At 43.5% G+C, this 25,209-nt stretch carries 22 protein-coding genes, 1 tRNA gene, 1 other RNA gene and 1 riboswitch; of the genes, 3 read left to right on the top strand and 21 right to left on the bottom strand.

The features are described from left to right. Window positions 1–155: 155 nt before the first annotated feature. The 6 genes from ACM0P2_RS05700 to ACM0P2_RS05675 all read right to left on the bottom strand — a co-directional run bounded on the left by ACM0P2_RS05700 (window position 156) and on the right by ACM0P2_RS05675 (window position 4,999). A tRNA-Trp gene (locus tag ACM0P2_RS05700) sits at window positions 156–232 on the bottom strand. 210 nt (window positions 233–442) lie between these two features. Then, window positions 443–1,303: a phosphotransferase gene (locus ACM0P2_RS05695; RefSeq protein ID WP_159119486.1), complete on the bottom strand. Its 861-nt coding sequence runs from the start codon at window positions 1,301–1,303 to the stop codon at window positions 443–445. Next, window positions 1,269–1,913 carry a nicotinamide riboside transporter PnuC gene (pnuC, locus tag ACM0P2_RS05690; protein ID WP_159119485.1) on the bottom strand — a complete coding sequence of 215 codons (645 nt, stop codon included), beginning with the start codon at window positions 1,911–1,913 and terminating at the stop codon, window positions 1,269–1,271. Before pnuC ends, ACM0P2_RS05695 begins: the two co-directional genes overlap by 35 nt. Further along, window positions 1,913–2,176, bottom strand: coding sequence for a YkoF family thiamine/hydroxymethylpyrimidine-binding protein (locus ACM0P2_RS05685; protein WP_159119484.1), 264 nt, complete (start codon window positions 2,174–2,176; stop codon window positions 1,913–1,915). Before ACM0P2_RS05685 ends, pnuC begins: the two co-directional genes overlap by 1 nt. 17 nt (window positions 2,177–2,193) lie before the next feature. Continuing rightward, window positions 2,194–4,284 (bottom strand): TonB-dependent receptor, encoded by a 2,091-nt coding sequence (locus ACM0P2_RS05680; protein WP_159119483.1) that lies wholly within the window; start codon window positions 4,282–4,284, stop codon window positions 2,194–2,196. A gap of 55 nt (window positions 4,285–4,339) precedes the next feature. Then, window positions 4,340–4,443, bottom strand: a riboswitch (TPP riboswitch). Window positions 4,444–4,573: 130 nt separating this feature from the next. Further along, the gene (locus tag ACM0P2_RS05675) at window positions 4,574–4,999 is read right to left on the bottom strand and encodes an acyl-CoA thioesterase (protein WP_105931777.1); all 426 of its coding nucleotides are present in this window, start codon (window positions 4,997–4,999) and stop codon (window positions 4,574–4,576) included. A 59-nt stretch (window positions 5,000–5,058) separates the two neighbouring features. On the opposite strand from ACM0P2_RS05675, the gene ACM0P2_RS05670 reads away from it, so the two are divergent. Next, a complete protein-coding gene (locus ACM0P2_RS05670; RefSeq protein WP_419227405.1) occupies window positions 5,059–7,347 on the top strand; it encodes a GNAT family N-acetyltransferase in 2,289 nt (762 codons plus the stop codon). Window positions 7,348–7,513: 166 nt separating this feature from the next. Here the strand turns inward: ACM0P2_RS05670 and ACM0P2_RS05665 are convergent, their stop codons facing one another. From ACM0P2_RS05665 to ACM0P2_RS05605, 13 genes are all read right to left on the bottom strand, one after another. Then, the gene (locus tag ACM0P2_RS05665) at window positions 7,514–8,779 is read right to left on the bottom strand and encodes a tetratricopeptide repeat protein (RefSeq protein ID WP_198813386.1); all 1,266 of its coding nucleotides are present in this window, start codon (window positions 8,777–8,779) and stop codon (window positions 7,514–7,516) included. A 2-nt stretch (window positions 8,780–8,781) separates the two neighbouring features. After that, the gene (locus tag ACM0P2_RS05660) at window positions 8,782–9,393 is read right to left on the bottom strand and encodes an energy transducer TonB (RefSeq protein ID WP_120960332.1); all 612 of its coding nucleotides are present in this window, start codon (window positions 9,391–9,393) and stop codon (window positions 8,782–8,784) included. 1 nt (window position 9,394) lies between these two features. Next, the gene (locus ACM0P2_RS05655) at window positions 9,395–9,793 is read right to left on the bottom strand and encodes an ExbD/TolR family protein (protein WP_012517737.1); all 399 of its coding nucleotides are present in this window, start codon (window positions 9,791–9,793) and stop codon (window positions 9,395–9,397) included. An 11-nt stretch (window positions 9,794–9,804) separates the two neighbouring features. Continuing rightward, the gene (locus ACM0P2_RS05650; protein WP_012517736.1) at window positions 9,805–10,329 is read right to left on the bottom strand and encodes a MotA/TolQ/ExbB proton channel family protein; all 525 of its coding nucleotides are present in this window, start codon (window positions 10,327–10,329) and stop codon (window positions 9,805–9,807) included. A gap of 1 nt (window position 10,330) precedes the next feature. After that, on the bottom strand, window positions 10,331–11,689 hold the full coding sequence (locus tag ACM0P2_RS05645; RefSeq protein ID WP_159119480.1) for a MotA/TolQ/ExbB proton channel family protein: 1,359 nt from the start codon (window positions 11,687–11,689) through the stop codon (window positions 10,331–10,333). Window positions 11,690–11,695: 6 nt separating this feature from the next. Beyond that, a complete protein-coding gene (locus ACM0P2_RS05640; RefSeq protein WP_105931773.1) occupies window positions 11,696–12,457 on the bottom strand; it encodes a DUF3450 domain-containing protein in 762 nt (253 codons plus the stop codon). Between the two features lie 335 nt (window positions 12,458–12,792). Then, a complete protein-coding gene (locus ACM0P2_RS05635; RefSeq protein WP_419227404.1) occupies window positions 12,793–13,491 on the bottom strand; it encodes a 2OG-Fe(II) oxygenase in 699 nt (232 codons plus the stop codon). A gap of 409 nt (window positions 13,492–13,900) precedes the next feature. Beyond that, window positions 13,901–15,712, bottom strand: a complete 1,812-nt coding sequence (locus ACM0P2_RS05630; RefSeq protein ID WP_419227403.1) for a tetratricopeptide repeat protein — start codon at window positions 15,710–15,712, stop codon at window positions 13,901–13,903. A gap of 4 nt (window positions 15,713–15,716) precedes the next feature. Beyond that, window positions 15,717–16,649 carry an aspartyl/asparaginyl beta-hydroxylase domain-containing protein gene (locus ACM0P2_RS05625; protein WP_419227402.1) on the bottom strand — a complete coding sequence of 311 codons (933 nt, stop codon included), beginning with the start codon at window positions 16,647–16,649 and terminating at the stop codon, window positions 15,717–15,719. Window positions 16,650–16,751: 102 nt separating this feature from the next. After that, window positions 16,752–17,024: a hypothetical protein gene (locus ACM0P2_RS05620; protein ID WP_198813401.1), complete on the bottom strand. Its 273-nt coding sequence runs from the start codon at window positions 17,022–17,024 to the stop codon at window positions 16,752–16,754. 5 nt (window positions 17,025–17,029) lie between these two features. Next, the gene (locus ACM0P2_RS05615; RefSeq protein WP_419227401.1) at window positions 17,030–18,160 is read right to left on the bottom strand and encodes a prolyl hydroxylase family protein; all 1,131 of its coding nucleotides are present in this window, start codon (window positions 18,158–18,160) and stop codon (window positions 17,030–17,032) included. Between the two features lie 66 nt (window positions 18,161–18,226). Continuing rightward, window positions 18,227–21,124, bottom strand: coding sequence for a TonB-dependent receptor domain-containing protein (locus ACM0P2_RS05610; RefSeq protein WP_419227400.1), 2,898 nt, complete (start codon window positions 21,122–21,124; stop codon window positions 18,227–18,229). Between the two features lie 370 nt (window positions 21,125–21,494). Then, a complete protein-coding gene (locus ACM0P2_RS05605) occupies window positions 21,495–22,583 on the bottom strand; it encodes a tryptophan 2,3-dioxygenase family protein (RefSeq protein ID WP_419227399.1) in 1,089 nt (362 codons plus the stop codon). Between the two features lie 270 nt (window positions 22,584–22,853). Here ACM0P2_RS05605 and ACM0P2_RS05600 point away from each other — a divergent pair, with 270 nt between their 5' ends. Next, window positions 22,854–23,138, top strand: a complete 285-nt coding sequence (locus ACM0P2_RS05600; RefSeq protein WP_159119472.1) for a late competence development ComFB family protein — start codon at window positions 22,854–22,856, stop codon at window positions 23,136–23,138. Window positions 23,139–23,160: 22 nt separating this feature from the next. Here the strand turns inward: ACM0P2_RS05600 and ffs are convergent. Together ffs and ACM0P2_RS05590 are read right to left on the bottom strand one after the other, a co-directional pair. After that, window positions 23,161–23,257: signal recognition particle sRNA small type (gene ffs, locus ACM0P2_RS05595), an RNA gene on the bottom strand. Between the two features lie 86 nt (window positions 23,258–23,343). Further along, window positions 23,344–24,402: a Glu/Leu/Phe/Val dehydrogenase dimerization domain-containing protein gene (locus ACM0P2_RS05590; RefSeq protein WP_159119471.1), complete on the bottom strand. Its 1,059-nt coding sequence runs from the start codon at window positions 24,400–24,402 to the stop codon at window positions 23,344–23,346. Window positions 24,403–24,710: 308 nt separating this feature from the next. Between ACM0P2_RS05590 and ACM0P2_RS05585 the strand changes: the two genes are divergently transcribed. Next, entirely contained in the window at window positions 24,711–25,178 is a 468-nt protein-coding gene (locus ACM0P2_RS05585) for an Lrp/AsnC family transcriptional regulator (protein WP_071817410.1), read from the top strand. Window positions 25,179–25,209: the final 31 nt, after the last annotated feature.

The following is a 25,209-nucleotide window of genomic DNA, read 5'->3' as shown; positions in this document are numbered from 1 at the left end:
TATTCGCGAATTTATAATGCCTAGCCCTTGGTATAAGAGGAAATAAAACAGCTGCAGCAAATTAAGCACTAGCAACAGAAACCAATAAAATCTAAGAAGAATTTAATAAAGAAACGATTTAGGATTTGAACGTAAACGTTCACAGGAAGAGAAAGTGGCAGGGGTGGAGGGACTCGAACCCCCAACCATCGGTTTTGGAGACCGCTGTTCTACCAATTCGAACTACACCCCTAGCGCGCTGTGCATTATACGGATGACATTAAAAAGGTAAAGCCTTTTTATCATCACATACAACTGCATGCTTAATTAACATGCAATGCGCTGTTTTTTCAATCGAATAGTGCTGAGTTTAAGTGATGCGCAACTTTTCATTCAGCCCTCTACCCAAGTTTGAAAAAGGCAATACATAGGGTTTATTAGATAGAAGTCTCCCCTGCTTTCCCTATACATGTTTCGTTGCATTGAGCGCTGCAAACCACAAATCATTCGTGATAGCGACAATCTCGGTATGCAGTTCAAATTTCTCGAGCGCCTTATGTTCATCTATATTCATGATGGCGGCGTAATGCTGCATCAACTCATCACTTTCTTTATTATCGAGTTTATTGATAAGGCAGCAGCTAGCTAAATCGAAGTAGCGATTGCCCATTGCTGCATATTCCCAATCAATAATTGTTACAGTGTTGTCTGCACTTATTAACAGGTGATTAATCAGCAAATCGTTATGGCACAACACATAGTCATCATCGTCTTCTTCGCTCTTTATTGCTTTTTTACGAAACGCCTGCGCCTTTAAATAAAGCTCGCTGCTTATATCGAGCTGTGCAGCATCACTGTAATGGAGCCATCTTGCGGCTAAATTTAATGGCCTAGCGGTTACAGGTAGTGAATGAATACGCGCGAGAGCCTTTGCCAAAGTATATAAAGGAAGTCTATGCGAAGAAAACGTTGCACTTTCACTGTGGCTTTGCCACCGTTCAACCCAGATGGTTTCATCATCGCTTAACCATATGGGCTGTGGCGCTACACCCAATCCGTAAAGCTGTTGCTGCAAAGCAAACTGATGCTGACGTTCCACACCGCTAAAATCATCATCGCCCATCCATTTAACGGCTAAATCGACAGGGGTATCTTCAAGCTTCTGATTATTATTACTTCGATGATTGCCGTTCCTTGAAAGTAATGGGTTAGTCACCGGGTCTTGAACGCGATAAACACGATTTACCGCACCAGCTGGATGTATAGAAATTTTAGCACTGTCGCTAAGGTTAAGCGCCTTTTGCAGCGTGGCGATGATATCCAACTTGTTCACCTTGTTTCTTATATTGCACCAGCCACTGATAATAGCCAAATACCGCAAAGCCCACGTAACCCAAAAATAGGCAAGCTGACAATGCATAACCCACTTGCAGGTATAAATACGCAGAAGCTAAATTGATGAAGAACCAATAAACCCAGTTTTGCAGAATTTTATGTGCCACCATAAATGTGGTTATTACGCTAAGTAAATTAATGCCTGCATCTAATAGTAGGTACTCACTATTAAACTGTGAGCCTGCTACTTCAGACAAAACCCATGCGAGCAGTAACATGCTAGGTACAATGAGAAAATGTACCCAAATCGGCCAGTGACGTACCGGCTTAATATCGCCGTTTTCCGCCCCTTTCGACCACTGATAATAACCGTATCCCGCCATTATCATGTAAAAGAAATTAAGCGCAGACTGAAATGGCAAAGTCACCTGCCAAAATAGCCAAGTGTAAATCGCCGTACTTACAAAAGCACATAGCCAACACCAGCTATTTTGTTTTGCAGCTAACAGTACGTAGGCAATAGCAAGGACAACCGCTACCCACTCTAATAGTGAAGTAGCGGCAATTTGTGAGGTAAACTCAGAAAATAAGTTAGCCATTAAGACGATTTTCTGGATTGCATGGCATCGAAGTTAAGAAACTTGGCCACGAAAATAGCCTGCCCCACTTCTTCATGGGTTCTTTGCATTTCTTCACTAAGTACATTCATTACCACACCATAGTCACCGGTAACCTGCGTGCTGGTTGAACTTGTTGAAACCGTGATCTCACTGTAGCTATTTAACCTATCTATGAAATCTTGAATAGGCGGAATATATTCGTTTACCAGTGGGTACAACGACAACTCAACCATAACTTGCATGCTCGTTTCCTTTTATTTTAAAACGCGTATTTAACAGTGATACCGAACTGACGACCATTACCTATTTGGTAATATGGCTCTTCAAAGGCATATTCATCGCGAGGGTCGTTACTAAAACCACCGAAACCTCGAGTGTAGTACTCGCGGTCAAATGCATTTTGGATCCACAGCGAGGTTTGCCAATCACCGTGTAACACTACGATTTCAGAGTTAACCAGTGTTGTGCTTGGTGCGGTTACATCATGGCCGTCAGAAAAACGGTATTCGCTTTTATAGTCTACGTCTACGCGCCAAAGCACGTCATCTGTAAGTGCGTACTCACTATAAAGGTTTGCCGTCCATTTAGGTGATTGAGCCTGTCGTTGCTCTGATACTTCAGTGCCGTCTGCAAGCGTATACCCTTCAAAGGTAGCGCTTAGGTAACCAACACTTGCATCAAGCTGCCATGCATCACTAGCAATCCAGCTAAGCTCCAGCTCGGCTCCTTTGTTTGTTCCTAAATCAGCATTATCAATAATATCTACGAACCCTGCCGTACCGTCATCACGAGTGATTACGTCAAAATCGCTCACCTGAGTATCTTTTCTATCCATATAGAAAATTGCAGCACGAGCAACAAGGTCAGGCGTTAATAGCGGGCCTTTTACGCCTACTTCATAGTTCCAATTGTACTCTTCGCCGAAGAATCTCTGGTCGTCATTCACGCGGCTGTCGGGGTTAAAGCCTGCACCTTTGTAGCCGCGCGAGATACTGCCGTAATAGAAGTGCTCGCCTTGTGTATACTGAAGCGCTACTTTTCCGCCGACCATGGTGGTATCAAAAGCACGTGTAAGCTGATTATTATCAGCGTAATCAAAATCGTAGTTTTCTACTCTCAAACCCGCTACAAGTGCTAGGTTATCATTCAAACGGCTTTCTGTTTGTGCATAGATAGCAGTGGTTGTTGGTGTATATTCACTGGCAAAGTCACTGTCTAAATACGTGTACTGACGCAGCAACTTTTCTTCTGTGTTTTTATAGAATACACCTAAGGTCCAGTCGGTCATACCATCGAAAAGCGCGGCACTGTCAGACGAGACAAAACGCAACTCACCTGTTTGGGTTTCGACATCGCGGTAGTACGCGTCAAAAGAGGTGTAACCCCACGGATGAAAACCGGTGAATGTCCAATCTTCATCATATCCATAAGCGATGTTATGAGAAGCATGAGTAGCAATAAGAATGAGATCGCCCGCGGCCGTACTCGTTGTTGAGCGCGCACTTACTGCGTGAGTTTGATGTTCGTCAAAACCTGGCTCGTCAGACAGTGTTTTGTTGTCGTTATCAAGCGAGAACGCATCGTAGCCGTTGTCAATGTCGTACCAGCGATAAGTAAGCGCGAGTGTGGTTCTCTCGTCGACGCTGCCTTCTACAGCGAAGCGCAATGCGGTTTCATCGATATTATTTGTATCGCTTCTACCTAAAAACGTGTTTTCTACAAAACCATCGCTACGGTCATGAACCAGCGCAACGCGGTATCCCCAATCAGAATTAATATCGTCGCCAGTGGCACCTTCAATACGGTAGCTATCTTTGTTACCAATGCGAGCCTCAACGTAGTCTGGCCCATCGCTGCCTACATTGTTACTGGAAAGTTTAACTGCCCCTGCCAGTGCGCCAGTACCATACAGCGTGGCCTGAGGCCCGCGATAGACTTCTAGCTGATTGGTATCAAAAATAAGGCCCGCTGCGGCAAGACCAGAAAAATCGAATTCATCGACAATAAAGCTCACAGAAGGATTGATTGGTTCGGCAAATTGGCTACGCTCTCCAATACCGCGAATTTGCACAAAGCGGCCACGAGACGCGCCAGCAGCAAAATTAACGTTTGGAATACTGTTTAACACACTGTCGATATGGCTAGGCTGCCTACTGCGAAGACGCGTTTGGTCTAAAATAGTCGCACTGGCGCTTAACTGATCCAGTGTGGTTTGACGAAAATCGCCAGTAACAACGACGCGTTCAATATCGGTTGGCGCGCTATTTGGACTTTTACTTACATTGGTATCTTGCGCATAGGCTGCAACAGAACTCGCAAGTAATGAAAGCGTGAAAAGTGTTTTATACATGGGATCTCTTGTTCTTATTTAAGAAAAAAGATCCGGGTCTAACGGCAGGTGATAAGGCTATATTGTGAACCATCCCTACGCCGGTATTATCCGGATCAGGTTTAAGGGTTCCCACACATGTGGATCTCAGACCGAAAACGGACACCCCTTGGTATTGCGTTAAAGTACTCTGTAAGGAGGCTTTAACAACTGCGACGGAGTCTACCAGTTCGATACGCGCCGTCAAGAAGATAAGACATTAAGCTAACGTCAGAATTTTTATATGATATAAGGCATTAGAAGCGTGCAGTTAGTCCGCGTCGATATTCATGTTTAGGCGACGGACTTCATCGTCAGTCTGAGCCTTTAACCCTTCCAGCGTTTTGCCATGTGCCGTTGGTTGACGCGTATCTGGGTCAACTTTTACAAAAACGATATCGTCTGCAAAACAAATAGTTTTCTTGGTGGCTTTGTTACGAACCAAGCAGCTTACAGTAATAGACGTTCGGCCCACAGCCTTAGTTTCTAGGCCAAATTCTACGATATCCCCCTGCATAGCGGGTGATTCAAAGCTTATTTCACCAATATGCTTTGTTACCAAGCAGTTGGTTTCTAACTGACAAATTGCCCAAATGGCAGCTTCTTCGTCTATCCATTCTAACGCGCGCCCACCGAACAAAGAATTGGCATAATTAAGATCGTTTGGCATTACTAGACGCCGAGAAAGAAAGCGCATTCGAATTCCTCATAATAAATCGCTACTATAGCGTCAGATTATACCGAAAAAACTGATTCATGGCGCTAATTCAATTACGCGAATGGCTTCTAGCCCCCTATCGCAAAGACAGCTGCAAAAACGGCTCACAGGCTACTCCCCTGCTTCACCGAAGAATGCTGGTTATTTCAGGAGGTAATGACTTTTGTGAAGCTGCGATATCTAGCCTTAGAAGCTCAACAAATGAGCTGTCATCGTTAAGTATTTCGAACCTCACTGGCAACGCATTAAAAGGAAAGATGCGAAAACAAGTGCTTGGCGTCGAATGTGACATTGCCTTATTGGATTGCCGCGATTCCTTTAAGCCAGGTGATATTATGGCTGTGGCGGGCATTGTTAAACGTAGTGGCTGCTTAATACTCATTTGCCCAGAATTTAACGCATGGGTCGACAATATAGCGGTGCCTTTCTTATCAGAAGGGTTTACGCTTAACCACAGTCGATATCTTTCTCGCTTCATTGAGAACTTGCGTAAAAACCCATACATGGGTTTTCATACTGAAACGGAGACTGTTCTTCCCAATGTTTCCATTTACAGCGTAGAACAAGGATCAATTTACAACGAACACGCAAATACCCGTTTTCGCTCTGTTGAGCAAGAGCACGCCTACTATCAGTTGCATCAAGCATACATGCGTAATCATCTTTATGCGCTTATCACAGCACCAAGAGGTAGAGGTAAATCATCCCTTTTAGGCCTATTTATCGATAGCCTTGTAAAAGAAGGTAAGCACATTTTACTTACCAGCGAACGTTCTGAAAACGTAACAAATGTTTTATCTCGCTTTGCAGAATCTGAAGAAGCAGACAACCTGAACGTAAAATTGTATACGTCGCAAGTGGCAAGTATGGAAACACAACGAGCGGAACAGCAAACTGCGCCAAAAGGTTTGGTTAAGTGGGTCCCGCCCGATAGTGAGTTGCTTTTTGGCAAAGAAGACACGAAATATGACCTCGTTATAGTAGATGAGGCTGCGTCCATGCCACTTCCCGTTATTCACCGAATAATGGCGTATAACCCACAGTGGGTGTTAAGCACCACACTTTTAGGCTATGAAGGCTCAGGAAGGGGTTTTATTCATAAACTCATTCCCAATTTACCAAACGAGACTTTACATCTAACGCTAACAACACCTTTACGTTGGTTTGAAAACGATCCTGTTGAGGCCTTTCTTAATAACACCTGCCTGTTTGAAAATGATTGCATGAACGATGCTGGTTGGAACGTAAACTCAGAAAGTAGCATACAAAATAGCATAGCCTTTCTTACATCACTCAATACCTCTGAGCTAATAACGGCGTGCGAATTTGATATTTGCTCTTTTGAGAATGTAGACGAAAACATACTGCGGCAAATCATGTCTTTGCTTTCACTTGCTCACTACCAGACCACCCCTGACGATTTTATGCGCCTGATGGATAGTCCAGATGTTCTGGTCGTGACTTTTAAAGTTAAAGACCTAGTACTTGCTACAGCAATAATTAACATAGAAGGCGGAGACTGCCTAAGCGATGTTGCTCTTGGTATAGCAGAGGGTAAGCGACGCCCCAAAGGTCATTTAGGAGCGCAACGATTAACACTCCTATCTGCCGACTTTAATGCTGCAACACAGAGCTATTGGCGAATAAACCGCATTGCTGTTCACCCAAAGCTTCAAGATAAAGGTGTTGGCAGCCTACTAATCAAAAAAATAGTGAAACAAGCCCGTAAGCGCACTATTGATGCAATATTAACGTCTTACGGAACGACAAATAAACTTGATGGATTTTGGTCTAATAATGACTTCTACATCGTTGATTATGGTCGAAAGCCTAATAAAGCCAGTGGTGAAACCAGCGCTTTGGCTGTGTTACCTATAAACAATTATACCAATGAACTGGTTGAAAAAGTCGTAGCCCTCAAAGCGAGTTTCATTAGTGCACTTAGTCTGCACGAGCTACCCATTTCTGTTCTTGAAATCTATATAAGTAAGCTAAACCACTTTACACAGGGAACGCGAACGCTTGATGATACTTGGCCTATATTGAATAAATTAGCGAGCGAGGCAAAGCTCTGCCCTAAAGCAACAAATGACAGGCACGAAACCAAACACAGTAATGACGCTGAATTACTTAATACTAGCCTCTACGTACTCAATAAGCTTATAAAAATAATGAATACGAATAGTTACCTAGTATCACTATTTGAAATCTCAGATATGAATATGGCGCTTATTAAAGAAGTGCTAGAAGACAACGGTATTAAGGTAAATGGGTTGAAAGGATTAACGGCAGCAATTAGGGCTATATTGCGCCCCGCATTCGAGTAACTTTCTTGGATACTGTTAAGTGAAGTGTCGTTAGATACGTTATTTGCTATCGCCCTTTTTACAAGTCACTTTTACGACGGTTCAGTTTCTACTCTAAAGTCATACACTAAAGCTTACGCCAATAAAAAAGCCTCCCAAAGGAGGCTTTTATCGCGAATTCCGAGTATTAAATATTAATACCGCGGTTTTTCGCTTTTTCCTTGATGTAAGGTTCCCACGCGGCTGCGTTTCGGCGTAGTGAGCGGTCCTTCTTAGCTTCTTGTACGTGCTTATAGGCAGATTTATAGTTACCTGCGTAGAAGTTCGCTTCCATTAATGTGAAGTGAATTTTCTCCGGGTTATCTGCGCCACGTTCTAAAGCATTTTCTAATGCTGTAATAGCACCCTTATAGTCTTCAGCTACAAGTAGAAGCGTACCTTGCTTACGATAGTGCTCAGGATCTGAACTCTTAGCTGCAGCTTGCGCATACAAGTTTGCTGCTGTTTTAAAGTTCTTAGCCGAGTGATATGCGTTAGCAATATTAGCTAGCATATCAGCATCGTTTTTAAGCAAACCATCCTTCATATGCTTCTCAAGCAATTTAGCTGCCTTGTAGGGCATACCGTTGCTTTGATACAGCTGGGCTAGCGTTTTGATTTCTGACTCTTTTTCTAGATAACCTTGCATATAAGCAAGCTCTAGTGTTGAAAGACCTTTATTATAGTCTTCAACCAAGATGTAGAAAAAGCCAAGACGCGACCACCAAGTCTTTTCCTGAGGGAAAGTTCTAACAAGATCTTCCGCAACAGCAACCGTCTCAGGGTACATCTTACGCTCGTAGTAAGAAGTCAGCTTCAATACATACGGGTTTTTGTTTGGCTCTTCATACAAAGCAATTGCTTTGTCTGCCGGCTCGACCATCTTTGCTAGTTGCTTAGATTCGTAATAAGCCTGAGCTAAACGCGTATAAACATCGGCGTCCTCTTTACACGTGAAGTCCATCCACTTGTTGTACCACTTAATCGCATCAGTATACTTTTCTTCCTGCATACTCAAATCACCTAAAAGCTTAAGTGTTTGAGAATGTTCTAGGTCGTTAAGTACCTTGGGCTCAACTGATTCAACTAAGTAGTTTAGTGCTTTACCACCTTGACCTTCTTGCGCAGCAAGTAGGTTACCAATAAAACGCTTAACGTAAGCTTTATCGAAATCGTCTGACGGGTCGGCTTCGTAAAGTACATTTAATGCTTCAGTGACTTGGTCTTCATTGTAGAATTCAAACGCCTTCTGAACCTTTTTACCGGTACGCTCACCAACAAGCGTCGTTTTTCCCTTCTCATATCCAGGACAAACAACAGGTGATGTCTGCGCAAGGGCAGCGGGTGCTGAAAGCACCGCACTTGCACCTAGCACTAAAGCAACGGCTGACATTTTGAATGTACGTTTCATCATGATCATTGCTCCAGTTTAAAGTCTAGCTGTACGAACATGCCTGGTTGTTTAACCGGCTTGCCATCAACGATCTTAGGCTTGTATTTCCACTTACGTAGAGCACGACGTGCTTCACGGTCGAAAATACGCTTAGGTTCAGCATCAATAACTTCGATATCATCTACACCACCAACTTCGTTGATAGTGAAAGACAGTCTTACCCAACCTTCACGACCATCACGGGCAGCATCAGGTGGATATTTCGGGTCGATACGAACGATAGGTGTTGCTTCACCATCACGTTGCATTGCACCAACACCACCAATGTTTACACCTACACCACCTGTGTCGATAGCAGGGATAGCTAAGCTAAAGCCATCTGCATCAGGTTCCGCTGTTTCCGGCTCGACTTGCTCCATTTTCGGAGGTTGTGGAGGCGGAGGCGGAGGTGGTGGTGGAACACGAGTACGCGTTTGCGTCTGGTCGTCTGGTTCCTGCATTACAATATCGATAACCGGTGCAGGCGGTACCTCGTCTGCTGGTCTAGATGAATTTTCAATCAACTTGGCCATTAGAACGAAAAGGGCAAATGCAACCGCAGCACCTAATACAATAGATACAAGTATACGTAACATCTTATCCCCTTGCCGCTACCGAGACTCGGTTAACGCCAGCGGCTTTAACCTGATCCATAATTTCAACTACTAAACCATGCTTTGCTTTAACATCAGCTTGAATGATTACGTAGTCAGTCGGCTGCTCGGTTAGCAGTCTTTCAATATTCGCTCTTACGCTGTCCGGCGCTACTTCACGCTTGTCTAGCCACACATTTCCGTCTTCAGTTACGGCGATGAAAATGTTTGCATTTTTGTGAAGAATCGCCTGGCTCGCATCTGGCTTGTTGACTTCGATCCCTGCTTCTTTAACGAAAACAGTGGTAACGATAAAGAAGATCAGCATGATAAACACGATGTCCAACATTGGCGTCATGTCGATCTGTGCATCTTCTTCCTCGGTTCTGACTTTTCGAGCCATAATCTCTCTCTCTAATGATGTGGCAGGCTATCAACTAGCCCTTCTCTTGCCAGCTTCACTTTCGCTTCAAGACGTGAACTGATGAACAGCCCAGATAGCGCAGCTACCATTCCCGCCATTGTCGGGATAGTTGCCATAGAGATACCAGCAGCCATTAGACGTGCGTTGCTGGTGCCCTGAGTTGCCATTGTCTCGAAAACACTGATCATTCCGGTTACTGTTCCAAGTAGACCGATTAGTGGACACATTGCAATAATGGTTCTTATAATCAGCATTCTAGCGTTTAGATCGTCTGACGCTTGAGAAATCCACGCGTCACGGATTCTATGCGCATACCATGATGTGGTATCTGCTCGGGCATCCCAATTCGCGATGATGTTTTTCTTCACCTTTGGGAAGACCGAGGTTAAATACCAGTAACGCTCAATCATTAAAACCCACATAAGAAAGAGCGCGGCAGCAACGAAGTAAAGTACGTCACCGCCGGTAGCGATAAAGTCCCTGACCGATTCGAATAATCCAATCAGGTAATTCATATTACGCTTTCTCCGACTCTGAGTGAGCAGCTATGATACCAGCAGTTTGCTCATCAAGAATGTGGATGATTGACTTGCTACGAGAAGCTACGATGCTGTGAGTAAGAATTAGAGGCAGAGCCGCAATAATACCCTGAGCTGTAGTTACAAGAGCCATTGAGATACTTCCTGCCATCATACGAGGGTCACCTGTACCGAACAATGTGATGGTTTGGAATGTCTCGATCATACCTAGTACCGTACCTAGTAGACCCAGTAGTGGAGCAATCGCTGCGAAAATCTTGATAACGTTTATGCCGCTTTCAATTTTCGGAAGTTCACGAAGGATCGCTTCATCAAGTTTAAGCTCAAGATTTTCTGCATCCGCAGTTTTGTTCTCTTGATAAACTTTAAGGATACGACCTAACGGGTTACTTTCTGAAGGATTGTTTACGTTCTTAAGCTGTGAACGCATTTTTCCACCAGTGATGGTCAATGTGATCATTTTGTACAAACCAATCAATAGACCAACAGCAAGCATTAGCGTGATTGTGTAACCTACCGGACCACCAGCGTGGTAGCGCTCAGACATTGTCGCTTTCTGCTTCAATAGGCCAAGAATACCGCCTTGAGATGGGTCAGCGTAGAAAGGCGTAAAACCTGAAGTCGCGTCAATTAGATTTTCCGCAGACGCTACGAAGTGACTGTCTGGTTGACGACCAAGAGGCTGAACAACTTCAGACTCAGCATCATACGCTAAATAACCGTTTTCACCGACAAGGTTAAATGTACCAACACGCAGTACTTCTTGCTGTGATGAACCGCCGTCAAGGTTAACAACTTCTGTAGTGAACTTAACTATTTCACCACCTTCAGTCATTTCTTTCTGAAGCGCAAACCATAGGTCTTCTAGTTCTTTAATGTTTGGAAGACCTTTAGAGTCCTCAGACATTTCTGCTAAGAACTGACCACGACCTGGGTATTGTGCACTTACGATCGACGTAGAGATACGGCCGTAAGCTTCAGAAGATGCTTGACGTACCACACCGAACATTTCACCTAGTGTACCGGTAGCTTGGTCTAGTTCAGCCGCTTTTTCGTTAAGTGTTACTTCGTTGTCTGAGAATTGCTTCTGTAGACGATCACCACGATCTTGCTCGGCTTTAAGATTTGCTTGAGCCTTGCGAAGAAGCGCTTGCTTGTCAGCACGAGCTGATTGGAATTCAGCTTCGCGTTGCTTATCTAGTTTCGCTTCAGAAACACGGTTCTGCTGAACCTGATCTAGAAGGTCTTTCAGGCTCTTTGCTTCCTGAGCCTGCGCTCCGGTTGCCGCAACTGCAACTGTCACAGCGGCTAAAAGAGATTTGAATACTGGTTTCATTAACAATTACTCCGCTGCGCTAATTGGTAGTTTAACAAGAGCCGCAGGAATGGTTCCGTTCGCCATTTTCACTGCGTCAATAGTCGAAGAAAGGTACTCATCACCTAGCTTCTCCCAAGAGCGGCTTTCATTGTTCCAAACCCACGCATGCGTCTGGTCAAGTGAAAGAGCTAGTAACGCTGTACGACCCAGGTTAAAGAAATCTACAGTTACTTCTGTACCTGCATCATCAATAGTGCCTTGGTAAGAATTGATCTTAGTACCGTATTCAACTTCTACTAAGTAGGCTTCTAGCACCTGACGGAACTGTTCAGAAACAGTAACGTTAGAATTAGCCATAAGGTCACGAAGACGCTCAACACGCTGTAGACGCTCTTCCAAACGGATAGGGCGATCTAGCTTGATGAACTGCTCTAAGCTATCAATCATGCGGAACATAAGAGGAACAATGCCCTGCTTAGTTTGTTCGATGCTGTCGATTTGGCGCTGTAGTGAATCAATACCACGTTGCTGATCTGCAACTAGGCTAGCGATGTAATCATTGTAGATTTTAAGGTTTTCTGTCTCATCTACTGTTTGACGATACTCAACAAGTAGTTCTTGAGACTGTTCAAACAACGTGTTGATTTTTTCTTGAGATTTCGCTGCAGCCGCGTGGATTTTCGCTTCTTCTTTATGAAGATCTTCAAGCGTATCTGCAGAGACTGCACTACCTGTTAGTGCGAATGCACCCATAACAGTAGAAGCAATAAGAGTTCTCTTGCTCATTTTGGACATAGTTCCCAACCAAATTTCTTATTTGAATCCTCGCCGATAAGGAAAATATTCGGGCAAGGGGCGTATAAAACTTTCACAATTTTGTTTCAGGGATGTAGCGCTGACGTCAATAGTCAGTACTACGAACGTAGTATACTCACATGGAATGTTACGTTTAGTCAAGTAACTCCCTATTTACACTTAACAGTTAGACTGCTATCTGCTGGTTTTACAATCATTTTTCAGCGAAGTTACAATTGAGAGGGATTGTAAACATCCGTATATTACTTAATCGATTAATATAAAACTTTCGCTATTTCACTGTCGTTCTGATAAAAACCGGTGTGTTAAATTGCTTTAAACCAACCTGTTAGGGCATAACGCGGTTGCTGAGCGAAAGGGGTAACATAACTCACGCTGTGAATGTGTTTAACGTCAAAAAGACTTAATGTGTTGAATTCTGGAGCCCAACTTTCAGTGGTCGTACCATCATCTTCGTAAAATTGTAACAAACCTCCCCAGTCTGGATGCCATTGTGGTGCCAAATTAACCACATAAGCAAGGCGGCGTTGCTCTCGTTCAACTACATCTTGATGGCGAGTAAGAAATTGGCCTGGTGTATAGCGGGTTGCTTGGACACTTGCTGTACGAATATCGTCGAAGCCACTAAGCTCTCTCGCCCATTGAAGTACTGCTTCACTATTAATCCAGTCGTAAAACTTACTCATTGCGGCAATACGTTCTGTTGACGTTACTAGATGTCGCCCGTACACAAAGCCAATACCTCTAGCCGCATTAGACATTACTTCTGTATTTACTGCCTGTTTTGCTTGGTTATCCATTGCCTTCCAAGCGCTTTGAGAGATTGACTCGTAGCGACCACCGCGTACCAACGCCATCTCAAAGGGTACGTCGTTCGTTAAGCTCAATAAAAGCTGTTCGGCATGCTCCTGCGTTAAGAAGCTTTTTACTCGTACTTTTCTTTCTTTGTCGAAAGAGGCTTTTATATCAGCTTGAAGTAGCTGACTATTCATACCGTCAATCATCGATTTTCCTGTTTCATTTTGAACTGTTACGCATTTCTTGCGAAGCGTTTTTTCTTACGATAGCGTTGGATTGTACAACACAATTTGATATTAATGACGCCATAGTCTCATAGAAATAGAATTAACAACAATATCATGGCAAAACCAACTTACAGTCATCACGTAGATGAGAAACCAATATGGGTTTTCGATAATTTATGTTCGAAAAATGAAGCAACTACTGTGTTTAAGGGTCTTGAAGCCAGTGCATTTCGTCTTAACGAAGTCGCACGGCCAGATACAGCAGAATATAAACATTGGGCCGTAGGGTTAAGCGAACCACAGATAGCAGGTTTGCCCGTTTACCAGCGTGCTATGGCGCAAATAGCTGAAACAACAGGGAAAAAATATAGAGCTTATCGAGAATTTGTTAATTTGGCACAATATCAAAAGCTACAGTCATTCTCTGACTTTCAGTCTCAATGGGGTTGGTCCCATGCCATAGGTATGAGGGAAAGAAAACAACGGTACCAGCCTCTGGTTTAATCGCATAATCTTCATCCATAGCAACGCCGTTTATATCAGGGCGACCAAAGCATAGCCATCCATTGCCCCCTTGATTAACTTCTTCAGGAACGTCGACATAAAGCACGCCACTCAACCAGCCCTCAGAATGATAATGAGATTTGTGAAAACCCGACCGACGAAGGCGTACAGACCAGCTTCCTATAAAATTTAGATTATCACTTAATCGAGAAAGAAAGGGGTGTTTCTTCTCGGATTTCAAACTGCCTATAAATTCCTGCGCCCTTTCTTCTAGAACGCGTCTTAACGTTTGCAATAATTGATGTTTGCTGTCTAACAAATTCTCGAACGTTTGCGAGCCGTTTCTTAAAGATTGCCCAATTGGGTGTCTTTCGTTGTTATGTAACGTTGAAAGGTAGTCCTTCAGGTCCTGTACAAAGCTATTATTTGCTGCGCTGTCTGTCAGAAGCTTAGTAGCGTGGACAAAGCGCTGATAATCACACAGATTTTTGTATTTGTTACTATTGCCGTTCGCCTTGTACGCTGTAGAAAGCAGTGTCCAGTACCCTTGATTGAGTGGGGTCATACGACAAACCTTTTCAAATACTACAATTGCTTCTTTGTATTTTCTTAAGCTTAATAGCGCGTATCCTTTTTCAACGAGAAGTGCGACGTTGTCGCCTTGTGTCTCTTTCAATTTGCTTTCACTTAACGTTATTGCAGCTTCAAATTCGCCTAAATCTCTAAGGGCACTACTTAATTGAGCAGTTGCAGCAATGCTAATACTCTTATCTGTATGGCCTACTAACTTTTCAAGCCAATAACGCGCTTTTGATGGTTCGCCAATACGTAACATCAACTCACAATATACGAGTACAAGTTCTGCATTTTCGACCGACAATTGTTCTTCGAAAAAAGCAAAAGGCGAAGAAACGTTCTTTATCCAGGCAAAATGAGCATATTGTTTGTTCAATTCGCTGTCGGTGGGAAAACGCGACAGCCCTTTTTGGTACACCGCTAATGATGAATCAGTATCACCATTGAGCCCCATAACCGCAGCTAAGTTCTGATAAATGAGTGGTGTATCGGCATTGGCCTGAACCGCATGTGTTAGCGCTAGCTCGTAATGGCTAATTGCTTCCACGAGTTTTCCCTGCCCTCGCTTCAGGTTGCCTAAATTATTCAGGGCTGTGACATTACGGTTATCGATATTGAGAACTGAAATTAAATAGGCTTCGGCATTGTCTATGTTGCCTAGTTCAACCTGAATAGCAGCTAGTAGGATACGTAATGAAATATGGTTCAAACGGACCTCTAATAGTTGCTGTCCTAGTTGCAAGGCCTCACGGTATTTCTTTTCAGCATAAAGGGATCTTGCAAGATTGTATCTATAATCGAAAGACGACGCATTTATGCTGCTCGCCTTTCTAAAAAGCTGTGAGGCTTTTACTGCATTGCCGCTGTCTAAGAGAAAGTTACCAAAGCTATTCATTAGGTCAGTAGATGAAGGATACTTTTTTAACCCTTTCTCAAAAACTTTCGCTGCTTTCTCATGCTCTGCCAGTTTGCGCAGCGAGCCACCGTATAATTGAACGACGACAGGATCCACATTAACAAGCGCTGGCGATGCTTCTACGGCCTTAACAATGTTTGCAAAGTCCCCTTGCTTAAATGCATTAATAAGCTGGGGAATCATAATATTAGGTTGGCCTTGCATGATGTTAGTAAAACCTCTTATCCAAAACTGCTAGCGCACCAAAATGTGCGGACCAATTTGCATATTCGCGCATCAGCATTTGTATGTCTTGCTTTTCTACTTTGGTCAAATGGGGGTTCCAAATATCGATGATCAATACCGCTCGTGCTTCGTCAGCTGGATTCTCCGCACTATGTACAAAGCTATCGTCAAACAGTAAAGCTTCTGTTCCTGCCTCCCACATTCTTTTCTCGCCAGCGACGTCTAAATAAGCATTGTCGTTAACAACAAGCGGGATATGGAGTGTCCACTTTATATTCGAGATACCGTAATGGGGAGGAATATAGGCTTTTGGCTTTAAAACCGAAATCACGACTTCAGGTGCGTGCGTTGGGCAATGTGCTAACAAAGGCGAATTAAACAAGGACACAACGTCGTGCGGGAGACGTTTGGCATGTTCTGTAAAGTGACCTCCTTTCATCAAATGCATGGAAGACCAATTTTCACTCAGTTTTTTCCAATCATCGGACGTAGGAACCTCTCCTATCTCATGAACATAGTTATCGTTTGCATGTTTTACACAAGAGAGAAAGGCTTCCTTAGATGAAGATAGCTTATTAACTAAATCTTGAAGCCCATCCACTTCGCTAATTTCAGAAAATGGCGATGAGGGTAAATCAGGTATAAAGAGAAAGCTTGGCTTTTGTGCTTTGTGTTGATAAACCTTTCTTTCAACGCCACACAACATATTCACCGCCTGCTTTATTCTGGACGTGCTCCCTATGTGATGGCAAGCATTGTACAGTGCCCTACGAGACAAGTTGGCAGCGTTATGGATATGAGTGGCCCTCGACTTCGTGAGAAGCTCTTTATTTTTGGGAGCTAAAAATTCGGGGTATTGTTTGAAAACAGACGCATAGGCCGAAAGCGCTGAATCATAATCAGCTTTATCAACCATTGTTGCAATGCTTTCAATTAATTGAGTGATGTGATTATTGTTGTTATTCATATAAAAATGGGAAGTGTTTTGCTTCCCATACTAACCTTACAAAGTCTTGAATTACTGGTCGCCACCGCCAGTTTCATTTCGACCCTGCATACGAGTCCAAGCTTCTCTGCCCGCTTCACGCATTTGCTCGCGCTCTTCAACTGAGTAACAAACACGTTGCATTCGGTTTGAACCAATTTTTTTCTCTAACTTACATACCATGCCATCGTCTTCAGCATTGGTATCAGCTTTTGCATACTGAGAACTTTGATTGCTGGTTGAACCACATGCACCTAGTGTTAAAGCAAGGCTTGATGCAATAATTATTTTTGTTACTTTTTTCATCCGTGTTATCCCTTAGTATGAATACCGTAAACTACGTTACCATAAATGGTTGTACATTCTCTAATCCATTTTGTAACTAACCATTTATTTTCTGAAATAGATGGCGCACCAGCATGATAGCTGTTTAACAATAGCTCTCCATGCTCGTCCGTGTTAGAAAAAACAACCATATTTCCGATTGTTGGCGCTATGCTAATATCTAGTTTTGGAAAGAGGGTTTCTCCACCCTCTTTGACCGTGTTTAAATAAATAAGCGCAGTCTGTATGCGCTGTTTGCCATCTTTAAACATTAGCGCATCGTTTTTTTCGTTTAATCCGTCATAGTGGGGTTTGTACTGCTGACCCGGTTCATACCTCAACAAATTCAATGCTTCACCATTACACCTTGGTGTGTTCGTTACCTGTGATATTACTTTGTCTAGCTTGCGGGTAATCCAGTCGCAATGGTTAGGTGCTATTATCGCTACATAACTTGTTCTGACACTATCAACCCTACCCTCTCCCGTTAAAGGATCTACAACCATTGAAGGTTGCAGCAGCGCGCTAAACTTCGTGATCAAATAGTGACATTCGTATTCAGATAGTATGCCTTCGTACATTTCAATAGGTAAGGATTTATCTAACACTTTTGAAGGCTTATTTTCTCTATCAAGCGATTCGGACAATTCCTCAATGACTTGCTGGTCAATGTCTTTGTCAATTTCACCTTGCGTTGGTAAAGCCAGATTAAGCTGTTTACTGATATTCGGTGCTAGGTGACACACCTTGCCTGCAATGTAAGAAAATGTAGCGCTTTTTATCGATAGGTAAGATAGCGCAACTAAGTAAGCCTCAATAACACCTTTGTTGCCAAGTGTAAGTAGCGTCTTAGCAACTTCACTGGTATTCGTTGTCACTTCACCAAAATAGCCAATCTGCAATTTATGAAATTTAACAACGGGGTTGTCTGCACAACTTACACCATCTAAGAACTCCACCGATTCAGCTGGGTTCTCCCCTGACTTAAAATAGGCATAGTCTAGTGCCGCATTAAGATCTCCCAAGCTACCTGCTTGCTTTAGCCATCTCATCGCCTCATCGGTATTCCCCGACGAGTGGGCTTCGTTAGCATTCTTGATGCACTGTCCTATATTCATTTCTTGTTGTCCACACAGCAAAAAAGCCTCCGAGGAGGCTTTTTGTTAGTTCATTCTACACTTCTATTAGAAGGTCACGTTTACGCGTGAGTAGAAGAATTGTCCAGGGATTTCATACATAGACGGGTCGAAGCTGTTAGCAAACGTCGAGTAAGAAACTTCTGGATCAGTATCGAACAAGTTGTTCACACCTACAGTAATGCGAAGGTTATCATTAACTGCATAGCCTAACGATACATCGTGATAAGCCATTGCTTCTAGCTCGTTGAAGCTATCGCCTTCTTCTGCAGTTGGATCAACCGGATCACTACATAGCTGCTGGTCAAGTGCACCGCCGTCGATTTGACATAGCTCAGTCGTGTTACCGATGTAACGCACTAACCAGTTAGCTGTGAAATCGTCGTAGTTCCAAGTAAGTGCCAAGTTAGTACGTAGACGTGGAACAACGTCACGGTCACCCGCTTGACCTGCATCGTTAAAGGTCTCTGAAGTACCGCTTACTGGGTCAACAACAATCAGTGAACGCTCATCAATGTATGTACCATCCCAGTTTATACGGAAATCACCGTATTCAGTTTCGAAGTTGTACGCTACGTTGTAATCGAAACCAGAAGTCGTTTGACCACCTAGGTTGATTTGACCGTTAAATAGGTCAACAACGTTACCGCCAGCACCACGAGTGATTAGTGAACAGAGTGTTTCACCTGTCTCAGCACACGCGTTAAGGATAGTTTGCGCACCTACTGAAGATACAGCCCGGTCAACTTCAATATCGAACACGTCAAACGTGATTGATAAACCTTCAATTTGCGCAGGTGAGTAAACGAAACCATAAGTAAAGCTTTCAGCTTCTTCAGCCTGTAAGTTCGCGTTACCACCAACGGTGATACGAATCTGTGAGTTAGGCTGAACATAACTTGCTGGAATACCCGCACAACCAGGAAGGTTAGGGTTACCCGCTGCACCGCCGTTACATGGATCCGTTAGTGGTGGGAATGCATCGCTGTTACCGCTAAACAACTCGTCGATAGAAGGTGCACGGAACGCTTCAGACCATGTACCACGTACAAGTAGATCTTCGTTAATACGCCACTTCAAACCAACTTTAGAGTTCGTTGTATCACCGAAGTTGCTGTAGTCAGAGTAACGAGTCGCTAGTTCTAGGTCTAGTTGCTCTACACCAGGCATATCTGAAAGTAGAGGAACTGCAAGTTCTAGATAAGCTTCCTCAACACTGAACGCACCAGAGGTAGGTAGGCGCGCGTTACCAGAAGTGATACCCGCAGCAATGATTGCATCAGGCTGATCGTAACCTGACTGCCAGCGCTTCTCGTAACCCGCAGCAAATGCTAGGTAGCCCGCTGGTAGTTCGAATACTTCACCAGAGATGTTTGCAGAGTAGCTCTCAAGTGATGAGTTAAGCTCATCTTGTGCAGTAAAGGTAATGTAATCAAGCATTTCTTGCGTGATTGTGCCTTCACCGATAACTTCAGGTGCACCGCCAAATAAGTTCAATGGAACGCATTCGCCAGTACAATTAGCAGGGTCACCAAGTGCGCTTCTAACGCGGTCCATGTTAAGTAGGCCGTCGGTAGATGTGTTCTGAGTGATATCTGCATAAGTATAGTTTACATCCCAGAAGAACTCTCTGTCAGCAAACTCAAATACACCTTCAAAACCACCGTTGAACTGGAACTGGTCAACGTTTTGCCTGAAGCTACGGAAACCCGCTTCCATCATACGACGACCGAACAAAAACATCTCTGATGCATTTGGATCATAAAGCGTTGGGTCAAGACCTAGCGTGTCGTAATTCGGCGTAGTTTCTGGATTCGTGAAATACGAAGCGTCTGTCGTGATTCTGCGGTTAAACGGATTGAACGGGTGATTAGCGGCCAAAGTAGCATTTTCAGCAAACGCGGTACCCAAAAACAGTGGCGTTGGTGCTAGTGCCTGCTCTGACTTACGATTGCCGTAGAAGCCCGTTACGTTAACAGATACGTTATCTGTAAGCTCATAACGTGCCTGAGTATAGATGTTAGTACGTTCTTGCGGCGTAGAAAGATAGTTAAACGGCGCGAAGTTGAATCGGCTAGTTGGTTCAACCCATGGCGCTAGTCCACCATTGCTATCCCCTTCGTTATTGTTAGAAAGGAATTGAGCCGAGTCTTCGTCTAGCGGATCAAAATTTGGATTTTGGTCAAAAACGTGGAAACGACCTTGAGGAGGAGCCGATGAACCACCAAAACCTGCAGGCGTACCGAAAACTGGTACTGAAGAAATCTCACGGTCGCCCGCTAATGTAGGCTCTTCTTCAACGTAAGAGATGTTGAAGTATACGTTACCTTTATCGTTAGCTGTACCGAAACCAATGTCCCACTGCTCTTTATTACCGTCGCCTTCACCCCACTGACCGATGTAGCCAGACGCTTGAACGCCTTCGAAGTCTTGACGAGTAATGATGTTTACAACACCCGCAATCGCATCAGAACCGTATACCGCAGAAGCACCATCTTTTAGTACTTCGATACGCTCGATGATTGCAGCTGGAATGTTGTTAAGGTCAACAGAACCGCCAATACCTGGGGCCCAACGCTTGCCGTTAACAAGAACTAGTGTACGGTTTGAACCAATACCACGGATGTTAATAGTAGTTGTACCATTACCGCCGTTGTTATTGTTGGTGTTGATAGCAGAACCTGCAGAAGGAATTGCTTGAAGAACGTCACCGATTGATGTAACACCGAACTTTTCAATATCAACACGTGACATCACTGTAACTGGGTTGGCACCTTCGATATCGGTACGACGGATACGAGAACCCGTTACTTCGATTTTTTCTACTGCGTCCGCTGCTTCTTCGGTTTCCTGTGCGTTAACTGCACCAGTGAAGCCGATAGTTGATGCAGCACCGAATGCGCAAGCTAACTTCACTGACTTAGCCAGCTTAGAGTTTGTAAACATGTATTGTCTCCCTGGACCACTAAAACTCTTAGTGTGTGTTTCTTAAATCGTTTATATAACGAATTATTATTAGTAAGGTCAAAGCCTCACTTTGATAATAACCACATCCTAAGCACAGGGTCAACTGGGATCAGACGGGTGTTCCCTAAAAGTTCAATTTTTTTTTGTCTTTCAGCCTTCTTTTGTAAATATTAACTTACATTTAACACTTTAAGCACAAAAGCCGACCTTGCCAGTTCACTTTTTGTGCTGCTTATTAAAAAGGGCGATGTTTACCACTTCAGTATACTCTCGCCGTACCCTAAGTTTTCGTTTTACCCGTTCTTTGGAACGTTTAATTCACCATAAACAATTTCATTTCCTCTGTTTTTTACTGTAAATAAAATCCTAGCTGCTTCCGCACTGATTCGGGCAAGTCAGGCAAAGCACTCTTAGGTAATAAAAACGTTGCCATGTTAAAAAAGTCCAAATAAATGCGATTAGATTCTGTGGTTTTTTTCAGATAATGATGGCCTGATGATCCCCCCGTTCCTATCTTTGTTCCCAGCATTCGCTGAACCATCATCGCGTGGCGATAGCGCCAAATAGTGAGCTGTTCGTCGATTTCGGTCAGGGAAGTGATGAGCTGAAAAGGAAGGTTAAAAATGGGTTCTTCTGAGTACTGCTTGATAAATAGCGCCGAAAGCAATGCTTTATGACTTAAACGAAATTTATCTTCGCCCCTCAGTTTTTCAAATTTAGCGTCGTCAAACAGAGCATCGAAGTTCTCCTTAGTCGCTTTCAAATCTTTTAACTCTTGGCGCATCTCTGTCTCAGATAACATGTCGTTGGTTGAAATGGTATGATGATCATCATTTAACATTTCGTCTGTCGCATTTTTATAATATTGCCAGAAGTCGAACCCCTCGGTTTTTAAAAGTGGCATTCTCGACAGCCATTTATCTACTAGCTCAAACAAACTAGGCTTACTTTCAAGGTTTTCGAGTAGTGCCCTATCTTTGTCTGTAAGGCGGTTATAGAAGCTTTGTTTATCGAAGTCGATTCTAAAGTCTCGTTTTAAGCCGAGCGAAATCTCTAAACGTTTAAACTGGATACTTTGGAACCCAGATGCAGGGACAAGGTAATCTCGAAACGACAGAAACTGCTGCGGTGTCATGGTTTCCATGATGGCAATTTGATCGTTCATTAGTTTTTGAATTTGTATGACTCTATGTAGTCTATGCACAACCAAGGTCAACTGCTGATCTTTCACCGTTTCTTGATTGAAGGTATCAATAACCGCATTGAGCTCGTGAAGTACCTGTTTGAACCATAGTTCATAAACTTGATGGACGATAATGAACAACATCTCCTCGTGCGCCGCATTGCCGTATTTTTCACTTTGGAGGTCTTGCGCCCCCAGTATTTTATCTAACTGGAGGTAGTCGCCGTAGTAGCAGGGCTCTATATTCTTTTTCATGTCGTTCTCGCCTTTTTGCGCTTATTTAAGTCTCGCTGAGTGGGTGATTATCTATGCGGACTGGTAGTAATTCTATTATCGTCACCTCGACATCCACAGAATACAAGCTATACATTATAAGGACATACATCCAAATGCTGTGTTATACCACTGTGTGCGTATAAAAATGTGTCCATAGCTAAAAATGGATGCTGCATCTGATAAAAATTACTGTAGCTTAGGTCAAAACGACAACATTAGAGCGCTGTCAGATTTATATGGGGAAGAATCATGAAGCTAGATGACGACATTCATAATTATTATGAGCACCTGGTATTAGAACGAATTACCAAGTTAGGATTGGATACAACCAAAAGCCCTGACTACCTAGCCGACTTGTGTTGTTTGGCATTAAATCAAGTCCCACCTCGTTATATTCGATATGAGGTAGATATGGCTTTTTATTTACCGCAAAGCGAGCGTAATCAAATGGAAATGAACGTGGAGCACGCCATTAGTAAAGCACTGAAATACTTGGATGAAACAGAGAAGAATAAGAAAAGCGAAAGAACTTAAGAATAGAGGATTTTGGGTGGCAGGCCTCCAGCCACATCCCGGCACATGAGTCGTCTGCTGCGGCTGCTCCCTTCCAGGCCTGACCGAGTTCACAGAGTATCATTGCGGGAGGACCAAAAGCCCACCATAGAAAATCGCATTCAGTGCAGAGCCATTCGCCCCTGCTTGAGTGCGGGGCGCATTATGACTACTTGGCCGAGAGTTTTCAACCCTTTATAGTAAATCTCTCTTCTGCAATGACATTTGCAACGCGGTTGGTTGCTGCGCCGTCCTGCTCTGCACGCTCATAAATTTCTTTGAGCGTATCGCCAATTTGCTCTATGTGTGCGCGCAACGCTTCATTGGAACTTGATTCCATTCGCTGATGGAAAATATCAATAACACCACCTGCATTAATCACATAGTCAGGCGCGTACAGAATTCCACGCTGCTGAAGTAGCTCTCCCATGTCTTCACGGGCAAGTTGGTTATTCGCAGCGCCGGCAATGACTTTTGCCTTTATTGCCGGTAAGGTCTGGTCGTTGATAGCTGCTCCCAATGCACAAGGTGCGAGTACATCAACATCTAAGCTTAATATTTCTTCCGGTGCCACAGCTGTCGCACCAAACTCAGCAACTGCTTTCTCCACACCTTCTGGGTAAATGTCAGCAACGTAGAGTTTAGCCCCGTGTTCGTGCAGATGTTTCGCCAAACGATAGCCCACATGGCCCATACCTTGAATAGCAACGCTCACACCATCCAAGCTTCGCTTCAAACCATATTCTACCGTCGCTTTTAACCCTACAAACACCCCGTAAGCAGTTGAGGGCGCAGGGTTGCCATCAGGCACTTCGCCTGAGTAATGATATTTTGCATTAACGCCAGCGATATAATCAGATTCAGTCGCCATTGTCTGTAAATCAGTTACCGATATACCTGAATCTTCCGCGGTGAAGTATTTGCCCCCAAGAGACTCTACAAACTTACCCATCGCCTTCATCATTTCAGGCGTTTTTGCTTTTCTCGGATCACCGATAATTACAGATTTACCACCACCAAGCGCAAGGTTAGCCATTGCCGCTTTATAGGTCATGCCTTTAGATAATCTCAACACATCAGTTAAAGCCTCACTACTATTTACGTAGGGCCACATGCGACAACCACCGAGTGCTGGTCCCAAATTGGTGTTGTGCACAGCAATAATGGCACTTAAGCCCGCTTTTTCATCGTGATAGAACGCAACATGTTCGTGTTTATCGAACTCTGGGTGATCAAAAACTGACATATATTCCCTATTAAAACCGTGATGAGTTGAAACCTACCCAATATGATGCTGTCACGAAAAGTACACGCTTCCAGATTGGGCTGATATGAGAGTGTGATGACATTTTGCGTTACACTTACCGGCCACGCGAGGTTCATCAACATTTTACAAAGTGTATCCGATAATTCAGAGGACAGGCCTTGCAAAGTTTGTTAATGAAATTTACAAACTGAAACGCAATAGAATTGAATACAATTTTTCTAGGATGGCTATCCTAGATTTTTTTTTGATATATAATAAACATCATAAAAACGACGGAAACAGTGTTAATGAAATTGGATAAATTTGACCGTGAGATTTTACGCGTTCTTCAACAAGACGCCACGGTGTCAATGGCTGACTTGAGCCAACGTGTAGGCTTGTCTCATACTCCATGTTGGAGGCGGGTAAAACGAATGGAAGCTGATGGCATTATTCTTGGTAAAGTCACTCTTCTTAACAGTAAAAAGCTTAACTTGGGTGTGTCGGTTTTTATTTATGTGACGCTCAAAAACCACGACGGTGACTCGTTAACCGATTTTGAAAATGCCGTGCAGAACATCGACGAAATAGTGGAGTGTCATACCACAAGCGGCGAAAAAGATTACTTATTGAAAGTCATCGTGGAGAGTATTGAAGAATACGAGTTTTTACTGAAGACGAAATTGACACATCTTCCTTTGGTAGACCATATAAGCTCTACGTTTGCACTGAAGCAAGTTAAGAATACGACTGAACTACCAATAAAACGCCAGTAATCAAAATTATAGGGTCAGAGTACATTACTAC

Source organism: Alteromonas sp. OM2203 (genome assembly GCF_048517045.1).
GTDB lineage: Bacteria > Pseudomonadota > Gammaproteobacteria > Enterobacterales > Alteromonadaceae > Alteromonas > Alteromonas gracilis.
The sequence above is the reverse complement of the archived record's forward strand: the minus strand, read 5'-3'. Positions and strand labels throughout refer to the sequence as shown.